Source organism: Epilithonimonas mollis, from assembly GCF_900142325.1.
GTDB classification, from domain to species: Bacteria; Bacteroidota; Bacteroidia; order Flavobacteriales; family Weeksellaceae; genus Epilithonimonas; species Epilithonimonas mollis.
Map to the genome: position 1 here is coordinate 1,558,903 of NZ_FRAM01000001.1, position 21,570 is coordinate 1,580,472.

At 36.7% G+C, this 21,570-nt stretch carries 23 protein-coding genes; 12 read left to right on the forward strand and 11 right to left on the reverse strand.

All coding sequences use genetic code 11. The features are described 5' to 3' along the window. The first annotated feature begins 117 nt into the window (after positions 1-117). Complete coding sequence (gene menD / locus BUA97_RS07035) at positions 118-1,782, forward strand: 2-succinyl-5-enolpyruvyl-6-hydroxy-3-cyclohexene-1-carboxylic-acid synthase (protein WP_072997087.1); 1,665 nt, start codon at positions 118-120, stop codon at positions 1,780-1,782. Between the two features lie 5 nt (positions 1,783-1,787). After that, complete coding sequence (locus BUA97_RS07040) at positions 1,788-2,240, forward strand: GNAT family N-acetyltransferase (protein WP_072997088.1); 453 nt, start codon at positions 1,788-1,790, stop codon at positions 2,238-2,240. Here the strand turns inward: BUA97_RS07040 and BUA97_RS07045 are convergent. Further along, entirely contained in the window at positions 2,237-2,863 is a 627-nt protein-coding gene (locus tag BUA97_RS07045; protein ID WP_072997089.1) for an aminotransferase class IV, read from the reverse strand. The genes BUA97_RS07040 and BUA97_RS07045 overlap by 4 nt on opposite strands. Then, positions 2,847-3,791, reverse strand: a complete 945-nt coding sequence (locus BUA97_RS07050) for an aminodeoxychorismate synthase component I (protein WP_084081283.1) — start codon at positions 3,789-3,791, stop codon at positions 2,847-2,849. The genes BUA97_RS07045 and BUA97_RS07050 overlap by 17 nt, the downstream gene beginning before the upstream one ends. A 126-nt stretch (positions 3,792-3,917) precedes the next feature. On the opposite strand from BUA97_RS07050, the gene BUA97_RS07055 reads away from it, so the two are divergent. The 6 genes from BUA97_RS07055 to BUA97_RS07080 all read left to right on the forward strand — a co-directional run bounded on the left by BUA97_RS07055 (position 3,918) and on the right by BUA97_RS07080 (position 8,596). Then, the gene (locus BUA97_RS07055) at positions 3,918-4,625 is read left to right on the forward strand and encodes a hypothetical protein (RefSeq protein ID WP_072997091.1); all 708 of its coding nucleotides are present in this window, start codon (positions 3,918-3,920) and stop codon (positions 4,623-4,625) included. A gap of 70 nt (positions 4,626-4,695) precedes the next feature. Next, positions 4,696-5,433 carry a beta-carotene 15,15'-monooxygenase gene (locus BUA97_RS07060; RefSeq protein ID WP_072997092.1) on the forward strand — a complete coding sequence of 246 codons (738 nt, stop codon included), beginning with the start codon at positions 4,696-4,698 and terminating at the stop codon, positions 5,431-5,433. Positions 5,434-5,450: 17 nt separating this feature from the next. After that, positions 5,451-6,542 (forward strand): AI-2E family transporter, encoded by a 1,092-nt coding sequence (locus tag BUA97_RS07065; protein ID WP_072997093.1) that lies wholly within the window; start codon positions 5,451-5,453, stop codon positions 6,540-6,542. After that, positions 6,542-6,763: a DUF3820 family protein gene (locus BUA97_RS07070; RefSeq protein ID WP_072997094.1), complete on the forward strand. Its 222-nt coding sequence runs from the start codon at positions 6,542-6,544 to the stop codon at positions 6,761-6,763. Before BUA97_RS07065 ends, BUA97_RS07070 begins: the two co-directional genes overlap by 1 nt. Before the next feature lie 27 nt (positions 6,764-6,790). Then, positions 6,791-7,828 (forward strand): glycosyltransferase family 9 protein, encoded by a 1,038-nt coding sequence (locus tag BUA97_RS07075; protein ID WP_245795823.1) that lies wholly within the window; start codon positions 6,791-6,793, stop codon positions 7,826-7,828. Positions 7,829-7,837: 9 nt separating this feature from the next. Then, positions 7,838-8,596, forward strand: coding sequence for a lipopolysaccharide kinase InaA family protein (locus BUA97_RS07080; RefSeq protein ID WP_072997096.1), 759 nt, complete (start codon positions 7,838-7,840; stop codon positions 8,594-8,596). 1 nt (position 8,597) lies between these two features. On the opposite strand, the gene uvrB is transcribed toward BUA97_RS07080, so the two are convergent. Then, positions 8,598-10,589, reverse strand: coding sequence for an excinuclease ABC subunit UvrB (gene uvrB, locus BUA97_RS07085; protein WP_072997097.1), 1,992 nt, complete (start codon positions 10,587-10,589; stop codon positions 8,598-8,600). 104 nt (positions 10,590-10,693) lie between these two features. Here uvrB and BUA97_RS07090 point away from each other — a divergent pair, with 104 nt between their 5' ends. Then, positions 10,694-11,896, forward strand: coding sequence for a PQQ-dependent sugar dehydrogenase (locus BUA97_RS07090; protein WP_072997098.1), 1,203 nt, complete (start codon positions 10,694-10,696; stop codon positions 11,894-11,896). A 20-nt stretch (positions 11,897-11,916) separates the two neighbouring features. On the opposite strand, the gene tsaB is transcribed toward BUA97_RS07090, so the two are convergent. From tsaB to BUA97_RS07120, 6 genes are all read right to left on the reverse strand, one after another. Then, positions 11,917-12,603, reverse strand: coding sequence for a tRNA (adenosine(37)-N6)-threonylcarbamoyltransferase complex dimerization subunit type 1 TsaB (gene tsaB / locus BUA97_RS07095; protein ID WP_072997099.1), 687 nt, complete (start codon positions 12,601-12,603; stop codon positions 11,917-11,919). 54 nt (positions 12,604-12,657) lie between these two features. Further along, positions 12,658-13,215, reverse strand: coding sequence for a hypothetical protein (locus tag BUA97_RS07100; protein WP_072997100.1), 558 nt, complete (start codon positions 13,213-13,215; stop codon positions 12,658-12,660). Positions 13,216-13,231: 16 nt separating this feature from the next. After that, positions 13,232-13,660, reverse strand: a complete 429-nt coding sequence (locus tag BUA97_RS07105) for a nuclear transport factor 2 family protein (RefSeq protein WP_072997101.1) — start codon at positions 13,658-13,660, stop codon at positions 13,232-13,234. 123 nt (positions 13,661-13,783) lie between these two features. Then, on the reverse strand, positions 13,784-14,536 hold the full coding sequence (locus BUA97_RS07110; protein WP_072997102.1) for an SDR family NAD(P)-dependent oxidoreductase: 753 nt from the start codon (positions 14,534-14,536) through the stop codon (positions 13,784-13,786). Positions 14,537-14,614: 78 nt separating this feature from the next. Next, a complete protein-coding gene (gene msrB / locus BUA97_RS07115) occupies positions 14,615-15,160 on the reverse strand; it encodes a peptide-methionine (R)-S-oxide reductase MsrB (protein ID WP_072997103.1) in 546 nt (181 codons plus the stop codon). A 97-nt stretch (positions 15,161-15,257) separates the two neighbouring features. Next, a complete protein-coding gene (locus BUA97_RS07120) occupies positions 15,258-16,559 on the reverse strand; it encodes an acyl-CoA dehydrogenase family protein (RefSeq protein WP_394332922.1) in 1,302 nt (433 codons plus the stop codon). A 274-nt stretch (positions 16,560-16,833) separates the two neighbouring features. On the opposite strand from BUA97_RS07120, the gene BUA97_RS16985 reads away from it, so the two are divergent. From BUA97_RS16985 to BUA97_RS07135, 3 genes are all read left to right on the forward strand, one after another. Next, positions 16,834-17,013, forward strand: a complete 180-nt coding sequence (locus tag BUA97_RS16985) for a hypothetical protein (RefSeq protein WP_139258252.1) — start codon at positions 16,834-16,836, stop codon at positions 17,011-17,013. A 264-nt stretch (positions 17,014-17,277) separates the two neighbouring features. Continuing rightward, positions 17,278-17,670, forward strand: a complete 393-nt coding sequence (locus tag BUA97_RS07130; RefSeq protein WP_072997106.1) for a heavy-metal-associated domain-containing protein — start codon at positions 17,278-17,280, stop codon at positions 17,668-17,670. 43 nt (positions 17,671-17,713) lie between these two features. Further along, positions 17,714-20,050 carry a TonB-dependent receptor domain-containing protein gene (locus BUA97_RS07135; protein ID WP_245795842.1) on the forward strand — a complete coding sequence of 779 codons (2,337 nt, stop codon included), beginning with the start codon at positions 17,714-17,716 and terminating at the stop codon, positions 20,048-20,050. Between the two features lie 52 nt (positions 20,051-20,102). On the opposite strand, the gene BUA97_RS07140 is transcribed toward BUA97_RS07135, so the two are convergent. Together BUA97_RS07140 and BUA97_RS07145 are read right to left on the reverse strand one after the other, a co-directional pair. Beyond that, positions 20,103-20,330 (reverse strand): putative signal transducing protein, encoded by a 228-nt coding sequence (locus BUA97_RS07140; protein ID WP_072997108.1) that lies wholly within the window; start codon positions 20,328-20,330, stop codon positions 20,103-20,105. A gap of 115 nt (positions 20,331-20,445) precedes the next feature. After that, entirely contained in the window at positions 20,446-21,456 is a 1,011-nt protein-coding gene (locus BUA97_RS07145) for a quinone-dependent dihydroorotate dehydrogenase (protein WP_072997109.1), read from the reverse strand. Between the last annotated feature and the right edge of the window lie 114 nt (positions 21,457-21,570).

Genomic DNA, 21,570 nt, shown 5'->3' on the forward strand with positions numbered 1-21,570 from the left:
ACAACCTTTGCGACTTAAAATCTATCGGGTGTCTATAATTTTCCTCCTTTGCGATAAAATAAAACAAGTCTTTTGATTAAATTTGCAATCTGATTTATTTCTCAGTAATTTTCCCAAATGAAGCAATATTCCGCAAAACGAAGCATCCAGATTCTCGCTCATATTCTTGAACAATACGGAATCGACAAAATCATCATTTCCCCGGGTTCCAGAAACGCACCTTTGGCGATTCATTTTTCTGAGATTGATGCGTTCCAATGCTACAGTATTGTGGACGAAAGAGCGGCGGCTTTTGTCGGTTTGGGAATTTCAAAATCGATTAAAAAGCCTGTTGCAATTACTTGTACTAGCGGTTCAGCAGCAACCAATTATTATCCTGCTGTTGTGGAAGCCTTTTATCAGAATGTACCGCTTTTGGTTCTGACAGCAGACAGACCGGCGGATTTTGTGGATTTATTCGACGGACAAACCATTCGTCAGAAAAATATTTTCCAGCAACATTCTTACGGCGATTTCGAATTACTGGAAGATGAAAAGGATGACGCTGATGATTATAATTTTGAAACCATCAAAAAAGCAGTTGAATTGTGCATTGAAAAAAAAGGCCCTGTTCACATCAATATCCCTTTAACAGAGCCTCTTTACAATTTGTTGGACGAGTTGCCTGTAATGCCTGACGTTGAAAAAACGATTCAGAAAAAAAATTATGAACTTCCCTCGAATCTGATCGCGGACTGGAACACTTCGAAACGAATTATGATTCTGACAGGAACCTTAGATCCAAATCCAGAATTGGAAACACAACTATCGCAATTAGTTAAGAATCACACTGTTGTTATTTTAACAGAAATGAATTCCAATCTTCAGCACGATAAGTTTTTTGCTCATATCGATCGTTACATTACTGATTTTTCTGAAGAAGATTATCACATTTATGCACCCGATCTATTAATCACCATTGGACAGAATGTGGTTTCCAAAAGAGTGAAGCAATTCCTGAGAAAAGCGAAACCAAAACAACACTGGCATATAGATGAATACTGGCAGCCAGATACTTATTTTGTTCTAAGTCAAAAGATTGAAACCAAACCGGAAATTTTCTTTTCCAAATTACTGAAATCTATCAATCTGGAACCCAGAACGTTTTTCAATCTTTGGGACGTTCTGAAAGATAAAAAAGACGCCAAACACGAAGAATATCTGAACAAAGCTCCTTTCTCGGATTTCTATTTGTTTAATCAATTGTCCAATCATATTCCGGAAAATTACCGGATTCACTTCTCTAACTCTTCGGCAATTCGATATGCACAATTATTTGAATATCAGAAATATGACGTGTTTTGTAATCGCGGAACCAGCGGAATCGATGGCTGTACTTCTACAGCAATGGGATTTGCGATGATGGAAGACGAACCAACGATTCTGATAACCGGCGATTTGTCGTTTTTCTATGATATCAACGGGCTTTGGAATCAGTATATTCCGCCTTACACGAGAATTGTGATTTTTAATAACGGTGAAGGCAATATTTTCAAAATTATTCCCGGACCAAGCGGAACGAATGCCTTGGACGAGTTTATCGCCACGCAACACCACAGAAATGCAGAATTATTAGCCAAGAATTTTGGCTTTGATTATACTCGGGTTGAAGATGAAATCTCTCTTGACCGCGTCTTACTTAATTTTTTCAAGTCTAATCCGAAACCGAAAATTCTGGAAGTAATGACTTCGGAATGTAATAATGCGGATGTTTTGAAGCAATATTTTGAATCATTAAAGTAAAAATTATGCAAATCGAAAAGGCTCAAATAGATGACCACATCATTCTAAGTAAGATTACTTATTTGGGAAAAGCCTTTTGGGGTTACGACAAAGAATTACTCGATAAATGGAAAGAAGATCTCACAATAACTCCGGATTACATCATTAAAAATAACGTTTTTAAATTGATTTCTGATGGAAAAATTATTGGTTATTATTCTTTTCTAAAACTTGAAAATAATATTTTGAAGCTTGATTTTCTATTTATTTTGCCGGAATATATTGGTTCAGGAATTGGGAAACTGTTGATGACTGATTTTATTGATAAAGCTAAAAATCTCAATATTGAAAAAATTATTTTAGACGCTGACCCAAATGCAGAAAAATTTTACAGCAAGTTTGGTTTCCAAACATACAACAAATTGGAATCATCTGTGAAAAATCGATTTCTTGCACAAATGCAATTAATTCTGAATTAAAATTCCAAATCAGATTCCTCTTTCGGTAGATTAATAATTTTTTCAATGGGGTAAATGAACATATCATCGAAATCATTCAGCGCATTGATGAGCTGAAAATGTGAGAATTCTTTGATATTATCTAAAGTGATTTCTGTTTCTTTGATTTCCTTAGATTGAAGAAGATTCTGTCTCATCACGCCATTCAGAAGATAATTTTTTGGCGTGAACCAAATCTTATCTTTCAGGAACAAAAGATTGGAATATGAAGTATCTGTAATTCGATTATTTTTCACAATAATGACTTCATCAGCGTGGCTTTTATCTTTCAAATTCTGCAAATGAGTTCTTTCAGCAGACTTAAAGCTATAGTCGATTTCATCATCAATAACCAATTCAAAATCATATAATTCTGAAATGGCGTAAGGAATAATTTGTGTTCTGAAATTATTCTCCAAGTCATATTCAATCCGGAATTTGTAAAGTCCATCTTCTTCGTGCTCCAGATTGAGAAATAAACTATGAATATCGATTTTACAAACTTGTCCGAAATTCGAGAATGTGTCGTTCATTCTTCTCTGATGAAGTTCTTTCAGGAAAATTCTCTGGTCTTCCACCTTTATACTTTCAATAAATCGGGACATAAATTTTGTTTTTCATTTCTTCGTATTCACTAACAAGGTCACTTTGATGGGTAATTCCACCGCCGCTTTTGAAGAAGAGTTTATCATTCTCTTTTTCAATAAAACGTATCATCACACAGGAATCCAGATTTTTGCCATCGAAAAAACCAGCAATTCCGGTATAAAACCCTCTGTCAAATTGTTCCGCTGCGAGAATGATTTCCAAAGTTTTCGGTTTTGGAGCGCCAAGAATAGAACCTGCAGGCAACAATTTCTGAAGAATGGTTCCAATCTTATTCTTGAATTCGGGTTTAATCTCGCCTTCTATTTCAGAACTCATAGCCAATAGATTTTTCTGCTTGGTTTTGATATAATCTATTCTCTGGAATTCTTTAACCTGTACACTGTCAGCAACCATACTCAAATCATTTCTCAATAAATCCACAACCGTATAATGTTCCGCCTTTTCTTTCGGGTCATTTTTCAGAATCTTTTCTGCATCTTCTATTTCCGCATCAATTGTTCCTTTCATTGGATGTGTAAAAATCTTGTTGTCAACGATTTCTACAAATGTTTCCGGCGAGAAAAACACAAACTCATCCGGAACCAGAACCTTGTATTTTGCCTTTGAAAACCGAAAAATATCTTCCAAGCTGAGATTGGTTTGGATTTCAGTTGTTGTCGTATAGTTAGTCAAATAAGAATTCCCTTTCCTGAGATTTTCCTTAACCAATCCGAATCCTTTTTTGTAATTTTCTAATGTTTGTGGGAATGATTTCCATTCAAAATCAGGAATTGCTTTGTGCTGATAATTCACGTTTCTAACATTGTGAAAATCAATTAACAAAGCTTTATTCTCAATGTCATTATGAGTGAAAATCCTGACGTCATTCATCAAAAAATTAACCAGAAAAAAAAATGGTTCTTTTCTTTCTGATAATTCGTCCATTTTCTGAAACTGTGGGTTCTGAAACATAAAAACAAAAATAAGAGAAAAGATGATTGATAAAAAGATAAAGACTTAAAATGTGGTTTATCAAATTCAATCCTTTACTTTTGCAAAAAAGTTTGATAAATGACGACGCAAAAACCGGAAATTGGAAAAATACTGACAGAAGCTTATCAATATTGGATAAGAACACTGCCTTTTCAGCTGCTGTTCACGGTACTTTATTTCAGCATATTTATGTTTTTTTCTATGTATGCATTTCGTTATTACGGCCTTTTTGAAGAGATTCAGAAATTTCAGAACCTTTTTTACTCTGATACAAAAGTCTTTCTGAATAAGTACGAAGAACTGATGCAGACTGAGAACGCCCAGTATTTTGCAATGGTGGTGATCGTTATAAAATCGGTGCTTTTTCCTTTAAACATAGGTTTTCTGAAGATTTACAGAAAACTGGATCTTGGCGATCTGCCACAGATGTCTGACCTCTTTGCAGGATTTCGCGGGCATTATTTCTTTTTGTTTGCGATCTATGCTTTGTTTTGGAATATTATCAATAATTATTTATTATTTTTTACAATCCTTTGGATTCCGATGTTGCTGATGATTCCGTCTCTGGTTTTTTTCAAAAATTACAATTTCTTTCTGTCGTTCAGGATCAGCGTTTCCGTTTTCAGAAACAATGTTTTACTATTGCTTTTGGCAACACTGGCTTCGATCATCATTTCTTACAGCGGACTGGTAATGTTCTTTTTCGGGATTTTTGTAACCTTTCCTTTTTGGAATGCTGTGATTTATGTTCTTTACAAACATTTGGTAGCTGATTTTCAGGAATAATTATTTTTCGGTTTATCCATTTCAGAAAAATTTTATGTAGTTTTGAGTAACAACTACAAAAATTAATTCAATGGAAAATTTTAATGAATTTGACTCACCAGCCAATTCCCCAAGTAGAGAAACGGGAAGTATCATTTCTCATGCTTTCGAGATTTTTAAAAACACCTTTTTATACTGCCTTTTAGCAGTAGTAATCTATTTTTTATTAAGCTTTGTTATTCAACTACTTACAGGTTTCGATTCTCAAGTTTTTGTTGAACAAATCAAAGAAAGAACCTCAGCTGGACAAAGTGTGGGCTATAAAGATTTTATCAGTGCACCTGGATTCACGGCTTACAGTGGCGCAAATTTTCTGGTTTCACTTTTATTGTCTCCAATTTTCGTGAGTCTTATTTATATTGCAAATAAATCAAATTTCAAGCAGGCAATTACTGTTTCCGATGTGTTTTTTGCTTACAGACAAAATTTTATCAATATTATTATTTACGCTTTGATCACGCAGATTGCATTCTTTATTTTATTAATAATGTGTGTGTTGCCTGCTATATTTGTGATGCCTTTTTTCTTTTTGGGATACCCGATTCTTTTGTTTGAAAAAGCAAGTGCTTTTGATGCCATAAAAAAATCTTTTGCAATAGTTCAGGAAAATTATGGCACGATTTTGCTTACTGGGATTTTGGCTGGCCTCATCAGTATTTCTGGAATCATATTATGTTGTGTAGGAATTTATCTAACAATTCCTTTTGCATATATAGCAATGTATTCTGCTTACTGTGCTTTTTGCGGAGCGCCAAGACAATTAGGATAATTAAAACCCAATAAACTATGTCAGATTCCGGTAAACAAATTGACTCTATCGTTATTAAACAGATCGCTTTGATTCTTCTGATCACTGTATTGGTCGGATTGATTTGCTGGAATCTGGCATTGTTCATTCCTGCAGTTTTAGGAGCAGTGACGCTTTACATCATCTGCAGAAAATATAATTTCTACCTTATAGAAGAAAAGAATTGGAAACCCTGGTTAGCGGCAACATTACTGATGCTGGCATCACTAATTATTTTAATTCTGCCTGTTTATTTCATTATTGACCAGCTTGTTTCAAAGCTGGATAATGCGCAGATTTATATGCAAAAATTCAATGTTTTTCTTGAGAAGATCCATCAGTTTATCTATCAGAAAGTCGGTTTTGATATTTTAAGCAAAGAAAATATTACGAAAGTTTCCAACTTTGCGGGAAATTTTTCTACCAAGGCATTAAGTACAACTTTTAATACATTCACAGTTATCACTTCGATGTATTTTATCTTGTATTTTATGTTCGTTAAAGGAAGGGTTTTTGAAAAAGTGGTGGCGAGGGCAATGCCTTTCAAAAGAACCAACACCCAACTGCTTGGCACCAAATTTAACAAGCTGGTGTTAGCGAACGCTATCGGGATTCCTGTTGTGGCACTGGGTCAGGGCGTGGTTGCGCTGATTGGTTATTGGATCTTCGGTGCACCAAGTCCGATGCTTTTATTTGCATTAACCTCGCTTGCGTCTATGCTTCCTGTGGTTGGTGCTGCCATTATCTATGTTCCTGTAGCGATTTTTATGATAGCTGAAGGACAAACCGGACCAGGAATTGGGATCCTTGTTTACGGGCTTGTAATCGTCGGGTTAACGGATAATTTACTGAGATTTACATTACTGAAACGATTGGAAGACATCCATCCTCTCATTACAGTTTTCGGCATTATCATGGGGATGAATATTTTTGGATTTATGGGATTGATTTTTGGTCCTATTCTGATGTCGATCACCGTTTTATTAATTCAGGTTTACAGAGACGAATTTTCTGAAGACGATACTCCGCCTCCGTTGAAAATACCAAATCAGGATGATGAGCTTGATGACCCAACCACTTTAATTGTCTAATGGAAGGATTTAACCCTCAAATACTGAAAGAAATCTGCGAAGTAAAAATGCCGTTTGGTAAGTATCAGAATACAATTCTTATGGATCTGCCAATTTCCTACCTCGAATGGTTTATGAGAAACGGTGGATTTCCAAAAGGAAAATTAGGGATGCAGCTGTCCACAATCTACGAAATAAAGCTGAACGGTCTGACAGATTTATTAAAACCGCTCAGACGATAAATCTTTCGCACCGCAACGATTATCCTTATGAAAAAAAAAATAAATGCTATAAGAAGGGCTTTGATGAAAAGCCTTACCAAAAATATTGGCAAATCACAGCAAAAAGGGCAATCCAACAAAGATATCAATATCAAAAGAGTGCTGATTTCCAGACCTAATCACAGGCTTGGAAATCTTCTTTTGTTGACACCTTTGGTTCAGGAAATTGAAAATATCTTTCCGAACAGTAAAATCGATTTGTTTGTGAAAGGTGGTGTAACACCTGCTATTTACAAAAATTATAAAAACATTGACAAAATCATCCAGCTTCCGAAAAGACCTTTCAGTAATATTTTAAAATATATAAAAGGCTGGTTTTCTCTGCGGTGGAATAATTACGATCTGGTAATCAATGCCACTCAGGGTTCATCATCAGGAAGATTATCAGTGCTTTTTACCAAGTCCGATTACAAATTTTTCGGAGAAGATGTGGTAGCCCTTGAATCAGAATACGATGATTATCATCACATTGCAAAAAACACAATTTATAATCTCAGAAGCTACCTGTCTGATTTTGGTATAAAGAATGAAAACAAAGACATTCCTTTTCTTGACCTGAAATTGGATCAGAATGAAATAGAAAACGGGAAGCAAAAACTATCCGAACTGGTGAAAAATGAAAAAAAAACCATTTGTCTTTTTACAAATGCAACAGGCGACAAATGCTATTCCGAGTCATGGTGGAACGATTTCTATGAAAAGCTTGAAGCCACTTTTCCGGATTATAATATCATCGAACTCCTGCCTGTAGAAAACATCTCAAAACTGAACTTTAAAATTCCCACTTTCTATAGCAAGGACATTCGCAAAATGGGTGGTTTTCTAGCAAATACAGCTGTTTTCATCGCGGCAGATAATGGTGTGATGCATTTAGCAAGCGCTTCCGGAACGCCAACTGTAGGTCTTTTTTCTATAACTGATGAAAAGATTTATAAACCTTACAACCGTAACAGTTTTTCGATAAATACTAATAATTTTGATAACAATAAAGTAATCGAGCTTATTAAAACGTCTCTAAGTTTATAAGCAGAGATTATGAATTTATTATTTTCCGAAGCGTTTTCACAATACAAAAATGAGGTTTTATCGATTATTGAAAACTTCAGAAATAGTGGTACTTTAATTGGTTCCGATGCTAGGAATATTGTTAAGTTTGTCGAAATCGATGGAAGAAAATTTAATTTCAAATCCTTTAAACAGCATAACTTCATCAATCGTCATGTCTATAAATTTTACAGAAAATCTAAAGCCAGACGTTCTTTTGAGTATGCTAATATCCTGTTAGAAAATCGCTTTCACACGCCAAATCCCATGGCTTATGTTGAATTTCATGATTTCTGGGGTTTAACGTCCAGCTTCTACATCAGCGAACAGCTTGAAAATTGCTTTACTCTAAAAGAGGTGTTTTCTGATTCTCACTTTCCGGACAGGGAACACATCATCAGGAATTATACATCGTTGATTTATGATCTCCATGAGAATGGTATAGAATTCATTGACAATGCTCCGGGAAATTTTCTTATTAAAAATGAAAAAGGGATTTATAATTTTTATCTTGTTGATCTCAACAGGATGAATTTTCATGATGAAATCGAGATTTCAAAACGTTTGAACAATTTTTCCCGTTTAACCGATGACTTGGATATCATCAAAATTGTAAGCCAGGAATATGCTGTTCTTTCTGATAACACTTTCGATTTTTGCTACAAATCAATTTTTTCTGCTATGGATAAACGACAGTTAAAACTCAGATTAAAAAAAAATCTGAAATTTTATAAATATTTTCTGAAGTAATCTATCCCTTCAGCGCAGCAATCTCATCCCGAAGTTTGGCCGCTTTTATGAAATCAAGGTTTTTCGCAGCAGCTTCCATTTCTTTTTGTTTTTGAACGATGATTTTTTCGATATCTTCGCTTCCGTAGTTGGCTTTGGTCTCTGCGACTTCCATCAACAGTTCCTTATGCGTATATTTTTCATCCGGGAAATCTTTGCTTCTGCCGACCAGGTTTTCACTGATTTTTTTGTTCAATGCTTGAGGAACTTTACCGTGTTCTTCGTTATATCGCATTTGCTTTTCACGGCGGTAATTGGTTTCATCAATAGTGTTCTGCATCGATTTTGTCATTTTATCAGCATACATTATTGCTCTGCCGTTAAGGTTTCTGGCAGCTCTGCCGACAGTTTGTATCATCGACCTGCGCGAACGGAGCATTCCTTCTTTATCCGCATCCAGAATCGCAACCAACGATACCTCCGGCAAGTCCAATCCTTCTCTTAAAAGATTAACTCCCACCAAAACATCAAACAGTCCCAATCTCAAATCCTGCATGATCTGGATTCTTTCCAAAGTCTCAACATCAGAATGGATATACCGTGTCCGGATTCCGACTTTTGTGAAATACTTCGTCAGTTCTTCAGCCATTTTTTTGGTTAATGTTGTTACCAGAACCCTTTCATCCAGCTCTACTCTTTTATGGATCTCTTCTATCAGATCATCAATCTGGTTCATCGTAGGACGCACTTCGATAATAGGATCCAAAAGCCCTGTCGGACGGATAATCTGCTCTATGTAAGTTCCTCCGGTTTTTTCCAGTTCGTAATCTGCAGGTGTTGCAGAAACGTAGATCACCTGATTCTGCATATCTTCAAACTCATTGAACTTCAGCGGTCTGTTATCCATCGCTGCCGGCAAACGGAATCCGTGTTCTACCAAAACCTCTTTCCTGCTTCTGTCGCCACCATACATCGCATGAACCTGAGGAATAGTAACGTGACTTTCATCGATAACCATCAGGAAATCTTTTGGAAAGTAATCCAGCAGACAGAACGGTCTGGAACCAGGTAAACGTCCGTCCATATAACGGGAATAATTTTCAATCCCTGAACAATATCCCAATTCTCTTATCATTTCCAGATCCAACTCTGTACGTTCTTCCAGTCGCTTGGCTTCCAGAGGCTTCTCAATTTCGCGGAAGAAATCGACCTGCTTTACCAGATCATCCTGAATCTGACGTATCGCACTCTGCATTGTTTCTGGCGTCGTTACAAAAAGATTAGCAGGATAAATATTGATGGACTCGAAATTAGAAATAACATTACCTGAAACCGGATCAAAGCTCTGTATCTTCTCGATCTCATCACCAAAAAACTGGATTCTGATTGCAGTATCAGCATAAGCCGGATATATATCAATCACATCTCCTTTAACACGAAAAGTACCTCTCTGAAAATCATTCAGCGCTCTGGAATATAGTGCACTCACTAATGAATGAAGCAGTCTTGTCCTGGATAATTTTTCATTTTTCTCAATCGTAATCAATGACTTATGAAATTCGGTCGGGTTTCCGATACCATAGATACAGGAAACCGAAGCCACAATCAGAACATCACGTCTTCCGGAAAGCAAGCTTGCAGTAGCTGATAATCTTAATTTTTCAACTTCTTCATTGATGCTCAGATCTTTCTCTATATAAGTATTGGTAGAAGCAATAAAAGCCTCGGGTTGATAATAGTCGTAATAGCTCACAAAATATTCCACTGCATTATCCGGAAAAAACTCCTTGAATTCCATAAAAAGCTGAGCTGCCAACGTTTTGTTATGAGCAAGCACCAAAGTCGGTTTCTGAACCTGCTGGACAACATTGGCAACGGTAAAGGTCTTTCCGGAACCAGTTACACCGAGAAGCGTCTGGTATTTTTCCCCGATATTGATTCCCTCCACTAATTTTTCTATGGCCTGCGGCTGATCTCCGGTTGGTTGATATTCTGATTGAAGTTTGAATTGCATCTAACAAAAATACGAAATAAATAAATTTATGATTGTTAGTTAATTATTGTTCTTTCAGATTTTACTGGCATTATTTTTCCATTACAAAAAAGAAAATAAAAGTTATGTTAAAATCTTATTACCTCTCAGCATTATTTTCTCTGATGGCTGCTTTATATTCTTGCCAAAGTAAAGGAAAGCCCAGCGAACCGACCGCAAAAGAAGAAAAACCAAATACAGACTACAAACCGGCTTTTGCAGGACAGACAAGAATTACACCAGTAAAAACTACCACACCTTATAATGTAGAAATCCTGAACACATCACTAGGAAAGCCCTGGGGAATTATCAACCTGCCTGACGGAAGCTTCCTGATAACAGAAAAATCCGGGTTTATGAATATCGTTTCTGCAGACGGAAAACAGATTTCTAAAATCGACGGCTTCCCAAAAGTTGATGCTAAAGGACAAGGCGGGATGTTGGATGTAGCACTTGATCCTGATTTTATAACCAATAACATCATCTATTTCAGTTTTTCCGAGCCTTATGAAAATGGTAATCATACAGCTGTGGGGAAAGGGAAACTCTCAACTGACATGAAGAAAATTTCTGATGTGAAAGTGATTTTCCGTGCAACACCGACTTATGATGGTGATAAACATTATGGCAGTCGCCTGGAATTTGATAAAAATGGAAATCTTTTCGTTAGTACCGGCGAACGTTCTGATAAACAGACAAGGATATATGCACAGAAAACAGATAATTTTCTCGGAAAAATACTAAAAATTACAAAAGATGGAAAACCGGCTGAAGGTAATCCTTTCATAGGAAAAAGCGGTTACAAGCCTGAGATATATGCATACGGAATCCGAAATCCGCAGGGAATGGCTCTGGATGAGAAAGGCCAGCTTTGGGACATCGAGATGGGTCCAAGAGGTGGTGACGAGATCAACCTTATCATGCCGGGTAAAAACTATGGCTGGGGCGACGTGACTTACGGCATCGAATACTCCGGGGAAAAGATTAATAACGGGACTACGCAAAAAGCAGGAACCGAACAGCCTGTATATTATTGGGATCCTGTAGTTTCGCCCAGCGGTGTGACATTCTACACAGGCAACATAGATGAATGGAAAAATAATCTTTTCATAGGCTGCCTGAGCGGCGAACATATCAACAGAATTGTGATTAAAGACAATAAAGTAGTTGGCGAAGAACGCCTGTTGCTTGACCAGAAAGAAAGATTCCGAGATGTTCTGAACGGAATGGACGGCAATCTATACGGCATAACTGATAGTGGAAAACTTTATAAAATTTCTAAAAAGTAAAAATATAAATCCTGATTTATTCAGGATTTTTTTTTGCGCTCAGCCTTCTTAATTCCCTGAAAATCTTTCAAATAAAAAGGTTCAAAGTAAGCCACATTTTCAAAATCTTTTTTATTAAATTTTTTAACAGATTTCTTAATCAATCCTTTTGCTGACGGATAAATATCCGATTTAAAATCAGCATTCGGAAGATTCAGAATTTCCTGAGCTTTTTTTGTGCCATCACCAATGAAAAGCATTTTTTTATCCGCTAATTCGGAAAAAGAATTTTCATCAAGGATTTTGGCTTGGGTTTCAGAAATCATTTCACCACTTTTTCCATCGAAAAATGCGGTATAGACTTCCATTCGTCTGGCATCAATCAAAGGAATAATCAGTTCATAACCCTGGTTTACAAATCCTTCAACCATAGAATCCAAAGAATTGATGGCAATCAAGGGCAAATTCAATCCATAACAAAAGCCTTTTGCGGAAGCGGCACCAATTCTGAGGCCGGTATAAGAACCCGGACCTTTACCCAGAGAAACCGCATCCAGGTCTTTTAAAGAAAGTTTGGCACCTTCCAAAGCCCATTCTACAAATGTATGCAGACTTTCTGATTGCTTATAATTATCAGAAACTTCTTCGCAAAGACATAATAATTTGTCGTCTTCAGATATGGCAACCGAACAATTTTTTGATGATGTTTCTATGTGCAGGATTTTCATTCGTCAAAGTTAAGAATTAAAAATCCTTTCAGAAATTTAGATCCGTTTAAAGGTTTAATTTCCAATAATCCTGTTGATTTTCGGTTGCAAAAACCATATTCCGACCGGGAAAAACCAGAGAAGAAAAAATTCTCCCGCAAAATCCACAAATGTTACATCTTCCTGTGATTCTGCGATTTTAATAGACCTTGCCGTGATATAAACCACATAGAAAAAACTAAAAACGGCAAATAAATGGATCGGAAAAATCAAAATGATCCACCAGATATTAAACAGATGCTCTGTTGTCGTAATCAAAAACCCAGTCGGGAAAATAAGAAAGGCCAAAAACATATACAACACAGGAAAAATCATAAAGAACCAAATGCCGTTAGACGATGACTTCAGCTTTTTATTCTGGATTTTGCTGTTCATACCGTGATTGAGAAAATAATACCAGCTCAATAAAAGGCTTAATGAGCCTGAACATGCTATCGCCATTGCAAATCCTGTAAAAATTGTGTCTTGGGAATACGTTAAGACGAGATAAAAAAGTCCAATGACTAGCAGAAAAGTGACAAAAAACAGCAGGAAAACTTTCCATTGTTTTGATGTGAGAAAAAAGCGTTCCATATTTTAGTTTTTAAAATTAAATTTTTGAGCTCACCGCTTGTCGGCTCCACAGTTTCCATTTTCCTTTTTGCCGGATCCAGAATTCTAGAACCGAGAGTTTCATGTCAAAGATTTCTTTGTTATAAAATCCTTTCACTGCAATAATTCTTCGGATAATTGCAAATTTATTTTTTGTTTTAAATTCTTTTAATTCAGTTTGCTTTACGGATTCATATTTCACTTTTCCGGATTCGAAATCTTTTTTGAAATCTGCATAATTCTGAACCCATCCGTTTGAATGGCCAAACGAAACATCGTCAGAAAATAAATCCAGAATTTTAGAATCATTCTCTTCCATCAGCGAATCTAATTTTGAAACCTGAAACAATAGATTTTTTTCTGTTCTTGAATGTTGTGACAATCCGAGGACGAAACAAAACATCAAAAACACTTGAAGCATTTTCATTTGTGTAATATTAAAAATATTGACTTTATAAAATCATGCATTAAAATTAAAAAATCCCGAACGATTCCGGATTGATTATTATCATAAATTCAAAAATATTTCAAATATTTGTCAAATACAGAATTATGACTTGCGATAAATCGTTCTTGGTTCTGCTTGTGCTTTTGGATAAATCGCAATTTCTGCAATCGAAACGCGTTCCGGAGCATTGATGCAATAAGCAATAGTGTCAGCAATATCTTCCGGAAGTAATGGTTCATAGCCGGCATAAACGGTCGCCGCTCTCTCACTGTCACCCTTGAATCTTACTTTAGAAAAATCAGTTTTCACAGCGCCCGGCTGGATATTCGTCACACGGATTCCGAATTCTGTCAATTCGATTCTCATGCCTTCAGAAATCACATCGACTGCTTTTTTGGAAGCACAATAAACCACGCCATTGGCATAAGTTTGTCTAGAAGCAACAGAACTGATATTGATGATTTGTCCATTTTGTTTTTCTTTCATCAGTTTAATAATCGGTTGAGAAACATAAAGCAAACCTTTTACATTGCCGTCTAACATTGCATTCCAATCGTTTATGTCTCCATCGGAAATAGGGTCTAATCCGTGAGCATTTCCAGCGTTATTAATCAAAACATCAATGTTTTTCCAATCTTCGGGAAGTGAATTAATAGCAGAGAAAACTTCATCAGAATTCCGGACATCGAAGTTTAAACTAAAAATTTCGGTTTGTTGAGATAATTGAGCTTTTAGTTCGTCTAAAACATTCTGATTTCTCCCACAGATAATCAATTTGTTCTTTTGTTGTGCAAGTAGAATAGCAGTCGCTTTTCCAATTCCGGAAGTGGCGCCGGTAATGAATATTGTTTTCAATTTTACTGTAGATTAATTACTGCAAATTTAAGTGATATCAAAGAAAAATCCCGAATAATTTCCGGGATTGATTTTAGACTATTTTTTGCTGTCTGCCACAAAATCCAGACTCGCCGAATTCATGCAATATCTAGTGCCTGTCGGTGGCGGCCCATCATTGAATACGTGACCTAAATGCGAATCGCAGCGTTTGCAAAGAACTTCTGTCCTCTCCATACCGTGAGAAGAATCGCGTTTGTAAATCACGCCTTCTTTGTCCGCTTCGAAGAAGCTTGGCCAGCCACAAGTGCTCGCAAATTTGGAATCAGAACGGAATAAATGGTTGCCGCAAACAGCACAGTAATATTCGCCCAATTCATCAAACTCATTATATTTCCCAGTGAAGGGATATTCTGTATTAGCTTCTCTTGCAATGGCATAAACTTCCGGCGAAAGGATTTTTTTCCATTCTTCATTGGAAACATGAAGTTTTGTTCTGTCGGTTCTTGAGTAGTACGGATTGTTGGCGTGTGTGTTATCTTCCATTTTAGTTTGTTGTGTGGGTTGTTTGGTTAAGTCGACTTTTTTCTGCGCGCACTGTTGCAAAAATAAAGTCATTATCATTAAAAAAATTAATTTTTTCATTTGTTATTTCTATTGTTTTAAAGGTCAGATGAAACGCAAGCTTCTCATCTGTGTAAATTTACTAAATCCAATGTTGGATTCCATTATCATAAGATAGTTAAACAAACGCACTCATTCCTGTAATTGAACGGCCGACAATCAGCGAATTGATTTCTTTTGTGCCTTCGTATGAATAAATCGCTTCTGCATCGGCAACAAAGCGGGCAACATCGTGTTCCAGGAGAATTCCGTTTCCGCCCATTACTTCTCTTGCCTGTGCAACGACATCTCTGGTTCTGAGACTGCAAAAAACTTTTGCCAAAGATGCATGTTCGTCTTTCAAAATACCAGTATCCTGCATCTCCGAAAGTCGAAAAACCAAGGTTTGCATCGCGGTTAAATTCGACAACATTTCCACCAAATGTCCCTGCACTAATTGAAACGAAGCAATCGGTTTTCCGAATTGCCTGCGTTTTCTGGTGTAATCCAAAGCGCTCTCGTAAGCACCTCTTGCGCAGCCTGTCGCCATCCACGCAACGCCAGCTCTTGTCATCTGAAGAACTTTTGCGGTGTCTTTGAAACTGTTGGCGTGTTCCATTTTCTGAGAATCGGCAACGAAGCAATCTTTCATTGTGACGAGTCCGTTCTGCACAATTCTTAGCGCCATTTTTCCTTTGATTTTTTCGACTTCAAATCCTGGTGTATCTTTCTCAACAATGAAGCCTTTAACCTGATTGTCATCATCATCCCTTGCCCAAATAATAATCACATCCGCAAAAGTGGCGTTTCCAATCCATTTTTTCTGTCCGTTCAGAATCCAGCCGCCTTCTACTTTTTTGCAGGTTGTCGTTAATCCGCCAGCTGCGCCGGAACCAACTTCCGGTTCTGTCAATCCAAATGCACCGATCAAATCGAATTGTTGCATTCCGGGAAGGTATTTTTGTTTTTGTTCCTCTGAGCCGCACATATAAATCGAACCCATTGACAATCCTGACTGAACGCCGAAAAATGTTGCCAAAGAAGCGTCTACCCTGGCAATTTCCATCGCAATAACACCTTCCATCAGGAAAGGCAAATTAGGGCAGCCGTAACCTTCGTAAGTTACGCCACAGAGATTTAATTTTTTAAATTTTGGAATGAGTTCGTGCGGGAAATCGTCTGTCAGCCAATATCTGTTGACCAAAGGTTTTGCTTCTTTCTCCATAAATTCTCTAACCTTCAGCTGAATTGCTCTTTGTTCATCCGTCAGTTTCAAATGCAATTCATAAAAGTCACCGTTGATGGGTGGCAATTCTTTTTTCTTTCCGGAGGAATCCAGCATTTTTGTTAAACCTTTGATTTGATTTTCGTCCAGCTTTGAAAATTGATCCATCAGCTTTGGAATGTCAACTTTTTGAGAAATTTTGGAGATCTGGTCCATATCAATATGTTTCAGAAGATTGAAAATGCCTTTGATTTTAGAAATCGTGCTGTTCATAGATTTGTTTTCTTGTAGAATGCAATTAATATTCCTAACGTATTAAATTTCTAGACACAAAATTTTACCTGAATAATCGTTGTGTCTTGTGAAAAAATTTTGTGGCTTTTGTGGTTGGTATAAATTTCATAATTTTGCAAAGCCATGTTGAGAAAACTGCAATTGATATTAATGATTTTCTGTTTGGGAATTTTTGTATTTCCAAAGCAGAATTTTAATGCTCAGGTTGCTCAGAGTTCTTGTTGCGAAGTTCAGAAAGACAGTTCTGACTGTTGCAAAAAGGGCGAGAAAAAATCAGATTCCTGTCATCACGATTCCAAAAAAGAAAAAGACTGCAAAGACAATTGCACCACTTGCAAAACCTGCAGTTCGGGATTTGTTTTCTCCGTTGTTCTGAATAATTTAGACAACAAACTGAAGACACCGTTTTTCACAATCAGCAATCCGTTTTCTTATTATTCACAATCACCCTCAGCAAGGTCTTTCAATATCTGGCAACCGCCTAAACTTGGTTAATTTTAATTAGTAATCTCTCGCTGATTTAGTAAATATTACAAATTTATCTGAAAATTTATCTGTTAAATCCGTAAAATCTGCGAGAATTAAAATCCAAAGATTTATTTAAAAAAATCTTAATTCAAACCAATTAAAATTAATCAAAATGAATACAATCATAAAATCAGGATTTTTATTCCTTTCCATATTTCTATTCTCCAATTTTTCTGCTCAAACCAAATCCTTCAAAGCGAAAGTAGAAGGCAACTGCGGCATGTGCAAAGATCGCATCGAAATGGCTGCTAAATCTGACAAAAACGTAAAGTCAGCTGACTGGAGTATGAGCAAAAAAGTACTGACTGTGAGCTATGACGCTTCCAAAACGGATAAAAAATCGATCCTGAAAAGTGTTGCGGAAGTTGGTCACGATAATGAAATGTTCCGTGCTTCTGACAAAGTCTATGAAGATTTGGATGCTTGCTGCCAGTACGACCGTCCTGACAACAGCAAAAAAATGGCGAAAAATGCAGATACAAAACAAGTCTGCGAGCTTAAGTAATTAATTTAAATTTTTGACGATGAATTATTTAAGTAGAAAACTTATGTTTTCTGTGCTGCTCGTTTGTTCCATATTTTCTTTTGCACAAACCGTTACAGAACAGTTTTTGGTAAAAGGAAATTGCAATATGTGCAAAGCCAGAATAGAAAAAGCAGCCTTGAAAGCCGGAGCACAGACCGCCAACTGGACCGCCGATAATCAAACGTTGACGATGACGCTTGACGAATCGAAAGTCAAATGTGATGATATCCTGAAACAAATTGCAGAAGTTGGCCACGACAATGAGAAATATAAAGCGCCTGAAGATGCTTATAAAAATCTGCCTGCGTGTTGTTTGTACACAAGAGGTTCTGATTATAAAGCGTCAAATGAAAATACTGACCACGACTCAGATTCTGATGAGAAACAAATCCAAGGTGTAAAACTGACGAGAGAAAAAGAAGCAACAGCAATCAGCAAAAAAGAAGCTGGTTTGATTTTCAATATCAGTTCCAAAGAACTGTTGAAAGCGGCTTGCTGCAACCTTTCCGAAAGTTTTGAGACCAATGCAACAGTAGATGTTTCTTTCAGCAATGCAGTGACTGGAACCAAGCAGTTAAAAATGCTAGGATTAGACCAGAAATATACACTTCTGACAAAAGAACAACTGCCGGAAATCCGTGGATTGGCTGCGCCTTATGGATTGAATTTCATTCCTGGAAAATGGATTGGCGGAATCCAGTTGACCAAAGGTGGAAGTACGGTTCTTAACGGTTACGAAAGTATCACGGGACAAATCAATACAGAACTTTTGAAAACGCATGCTGACAATAAAAAATCGGAAACGGAAATCAATTTGTTTTCTGATAACAATGGTCGTGTTGAAGCAAATGTTACTCATACTTCTCCAGTTTCCGACAAATGGAGTCAAAGTGTTTTGCTCCACGGAAACGGAACTTTTGGCGATACGGACATGAACGATGACGGTTTTCTTGACAGACCGAAAGGAAGCCAGTTAAACGTAGCTTATTTATTGAATTACAATGATTTGGAGAACTCTGGTTTTGCTTCACATTTCGGAATTAATTATCTGAAAGACGAACGAACGGCTGGACAAATCGGATTCAATAAAAGAATTCCACAAAAGGACCAATCGCTTTATGGTGTTGGGATTGATATTTCGAGATTTCAGGTTTGGAACAAAACAGGTTATGTTTTCAAAGGGAAACCTTATCAAAGTTTGGGCTGGATGAATCAATTAACTTATCATCAGCAAGATAGCTTTTTTGGATTGAGGAATTATTTTGGGAAAGAAACGTCTTATTATTCTAATTTGATTTTCGAAAGTATCATCGGAAATACGAACAACAAATATAAAGTTGGAGCGAGTTTCCTTTATGATAAGTACGATGAAAACTACATTCAAGATGTCAGTTTCAGTGGAATCGAAGACTACAAAAGAACCGAAACTGTTCCAGGATTGTTTGCAGAATATACTTTGACGGGCGAAAAATTCACTTTGGTAACAGGTGCTCGTGTTGATTTTCACAATCTTGCGGGAACGCAGTTTACGCCGAGAATGAATTTCAAATATGATTTGACTCCGAAAACCATTTTCCGAGTTTCGGCTGGAAGAGGTTTCCGAACTGCTAATATCTTTGCAGAAAGTCAGTCTTATTTTGCATCGAATCGTCAAATCCAAATCATCAATAATGGTGGTGAAATCTATGGTTTGAAGCCAGAAATTGCGTGGAATTATGGCATTAGTCTTCAGCAGGAATTCAAATTGTTTGGGCGACAATCGACTATTTTGGCTGATTTTTTCAGGACGGATTTCCAGAATCAGGTGGTGACGGATTTGGATGAATCTGCTCAGAAAATTTTGTTCTACAATCTTGAAGGAAAATCGTTTGCCAATAGTTTCCAAACGCAATGGGATTTCCAGCCTGTGAAAAATCTGGAATTCAGAATTGCCTACAAATATTATGATGTAGCTTTGGATTATTTGAGCGGATTGAAAAAAGTGCCTTTTATGGCTAAACATCGTGGATTTGCGAACCTGGCTTATTCAACCAATAAAACTGAAAGAGGCAGATTTTGGAGTTTTGACACCACTTTAAATTTAGTTGGAAAACAAAGACTCCCGAACACCAAATCGAATCCGGCAGAATTCCAGATTGGAGATTATTCACCAAGTTATACGACTTTGAATGCTCAGATTTCCAGAAACTTCTCGGAGAAAATCAGAGTTTATTTGGGCGGAGAGAACTTGACTGGTTATCAGCAAAAAGTTGCGATTCTTGATGCAGCAAATCCATTTGGAAATTATTTTGACGGCGGAATGGTCTATGCACCGATTATGAAACAGAATTTCTACGTGGGTGTAGATTTTAAGTTTTAAAACTTTAAAATATGAATCAAAAAACCTCGTCAGATTTGGCGAGGTTTCGTCTTTATTGACTGTCTTTACTGTAAAACTCAGTCATCAGTTCATTCGCTTTTTCGAAATCATTTTCAGCAACTTTCAGCTGAACACCGCCACTCGTATTGTTGAACAAATTGTAAGTGTTGGCTAAAATATTTCCGAAAATAAAGGTTTCTATTCCATTCGTTTCCAAGAAAATTTTGAGCATTTCTGCTTCGATTTCTGTATTGAAAATCTTAAGTGTGATGAGTTCCATAAGTAATTTTATAATTTAATTTCAAACGCTTCGACTCCGCTCAACGTGACATAGTAAACTTTCTTTAAGAAATGTCAGTCTGAGCGGAGTCGAAGACTTTATTTCTCTTCAAATATTAAATCTTTTGTTTTAGAATCGCTTTGTTGATTTCATTAATCAATTCCGGCCCTTCATAAATAAATCCTGTGTAAAGCTGAACAAGACTCGCGCCAGCTTCCAGCTTTTCCAAAGCATCTTGCGCCGAATGAATTCCGCCAACACCAATAATCGGGAATGCTTTGCCACTTTTTTCCGATAAAAATCTTATGACTTCTGTCGAACGTTTTGTTAAAGGTTTTCCGGACAATCCGCCCATTTCAGATTTATTTTCTGAAGTTAAATTTTCTCTGGATAAAGTTGTGTTGGTTGCAATCACGCCAGCGATTTGAGTGTCTTTAACAATATCAATAATATCCAAAAGTTGCTCATCCGTCAAATCTGGTGCAATTTTCAGAAGAATCGGCTTTTGTTTTGGCTTTTCAAGGTTGAGATTTTGAAGCGTTGATAATAATTCGGTCAAAGGTTTTTTCTCCTGGAGTTCACGGAGATTTGGTGTGTTTGGCGAACTGACATTAACCACGAAATAATCTACATAAGGAAATAATTTCTCGAAACAGATTTTGTAATCGTTAACTGCTTCTTCATTTGGCGTCACTTTATTCTTTCCGATGTTTCCGCCGATGAGAACGTTTTTGTTCTTCTTTAATCTTTTAATTGCTTCATCAACGCCACCGTTATTGAAACCCATTCTGTTGATGATTGCAGAGTCTTCTTTCAATCGGAACAAGCGTTTTTTTTCATTTCCTGGCTGAGGTTTCGGTGTCAAAGTTCCGATTTCTATGAAACCGAATCCAAGGTCAGACAACTCGTTGAAGAGTTTTGCATCTTTATCAAAACCCGCAGCCAATCCAACCGGATTTTTAAATTTTAATCCAAAAACTTCACGTTCCAGACGTTTATCTGTAATTGGTTTTGGCAAAAGTAATTTGGCTAGAAATCCAAAATTCTTCAATAAAGAAAATGTAAAATGATGAACTTCTTCTGGGTCGAATTTGAAAAGAAGCGGACGAATAAGGCTTTTGTACATCGGAGAAAAGTTTTACAAATTTACGTTTTTGTTAGGATAATTGGTTTAAAAAATCACTTTTATGAAGTGTTAAACACAATGCCACAAAGATTAATTTTGATATCTAATATTTTT

Bases quoted from the DNA above. Each gene is read 5' to 3' on its own strand.
- BUA97_RS07145 (WP_072997109.1), bottom strand. From the start codon at position 21,456: ATGTACAAAAGCCTTATTCGTCCGCTTCTTTTCAAATTCGACCCAGAA.
- BUA97_RS07120 (WP_394332922.1), bottom strand. From the start codon at position 16,559: ATGGACCAGATCTCCAAAATTTCTCAAAAAGTTGACATTCCAAAGCTG.
- menD (WP_072997087.1), top strand. From the start codon at position 118: ATGAAGCAATATTCCGCAAAACGAAGCATCCAGATTCTCGCTCATATT.
- BUA97_RS07040 (WP_072997088.1), top strand. From the start codon at position 1,788: ATGCAAATCGAAAAGGCTCAAATAGATGACCACATCATTCTAAGTAAG.
- BUA97_RS07130 (WP_072997106.1), top strand. From the start codon at position 17,278: ATGAATACAATCATAAAATCAGGATTTTTATTCCTTTCCATATTTCTA.
- tsaB (WP_072997099.1), bottom strand. From the start codon at position 12,603: ATGAAAATCCTGCACATAGAAACATCATCAAAAAATTGTTCGGTTGCC.
- uvrB (WP_072997097.1), bottom strand. From the start codon at position 10,589: ATGCAATTCAAACTTCAATCAGAATATCAACCAACCGGAGATCAGCCG.
- BUA97_RS07060 (WP_072997092.1), top strand. From the start codon at position 4,696: ATGGAAAATTTTAATGAATTTGACTCACCAGCCAATTCCCCAAGTAGA.
- BUA97_RS07045 (WP_072997089.1), bottom strand. From the start codon at position 2,863: ATGTCCCGATTTATTGAAAGTATAAAGGTGGAAGACCAGAGAATTTTC.
- BUA97_RS07100 (WP_072997100.1), bottom strand. From the start codon at position 13,215: ATGGAACGCTTTTTTCTCACATCAAAACAATGGAAAGTTTTCCTGCTG.
- BUA97_RS07090 (WP_072997098.1), top strand. From the start codon at position 10,694: ATGTTAAAATCTTATTACCTCTCAGCATTATTTTCTCTGATGGCTGCT.
- BUA97_RS07050 (WP_084081283.1), bottom strand. From the start codon at position 3,791: ATGGACGAATTATCAGAAAGAAAAGAACCATTTTTTTTTCTGGTTAAT.
- BUA97_RS07065 (WP_072997093.1), top strand. From the start codon at position 5,451: ATGTCAGATTCCGGTAAACAAATTGACTCTATCGTTATTAAACAGATC.
- BUA97_RS16985 (WP_139258252.1), top strand. From the start codon at position 16,834: ATGCTCAGGTTGCTCAGAGTTCTTGTTGCGAAGTTCAGAAAGACAGTT.
- BUA97_RS07140 (WP_072997108.1), bottom strand. From the start codon at position 20,330: ATGGAACTCATCACACTTAAGATTTTCAATACAGAAATCGAAGCAGAA.
- BUA97_RS07080 (WP_072997096.1), top strand. From the start codon at position 7,838: ATGAATTTATTATTTTCCGAAGCGTTTTCACAATACAAAAATGAGGTT.
- BUA97_RS07135 (WP_245795842.1), top strand. From the start codon at position 17,714: ATGTTTTCTGTGCTGCTCGTTTGTTCCATATTTTCTTTTGCACAAACC.
- msrB (WP_072997103.1), bottom strand. From the start codon at position 15,160: ATGAAAAAATTAATTTTTTTAATGATAATGACTTTATTTTTGCAACAG.
- BUA97_RS07075 (WP_245795823.1), top strand. From the start codon at position 6,791: ATGAAAAAAAAAATAAATGCTATAAGAAGGGCTTTGATGAAAAGCCTT.
- BUA97_RS07105 (WP_072997101.1), bottom strand. From the start codon at position 13,660: ATGAAAATGCTTCAAGTGTTTTTGATGTTTTGTTTCGTCCTCGGATTG.
- BUA97_RS07070 (WP_072997094.1), top strand. From the start codon at position 6,542: ATGGAAGGATTTAACCCTCAAATACTGAAAGAAATCTGCGAAGTAAAA.
- BUA97_RS07055 (WP_072997091.1), top strand. From the start codon at position 3,918: ATGACGACGCAAAAACCGGAAATTGGAAAAATACTGACAGAAGCTTAT.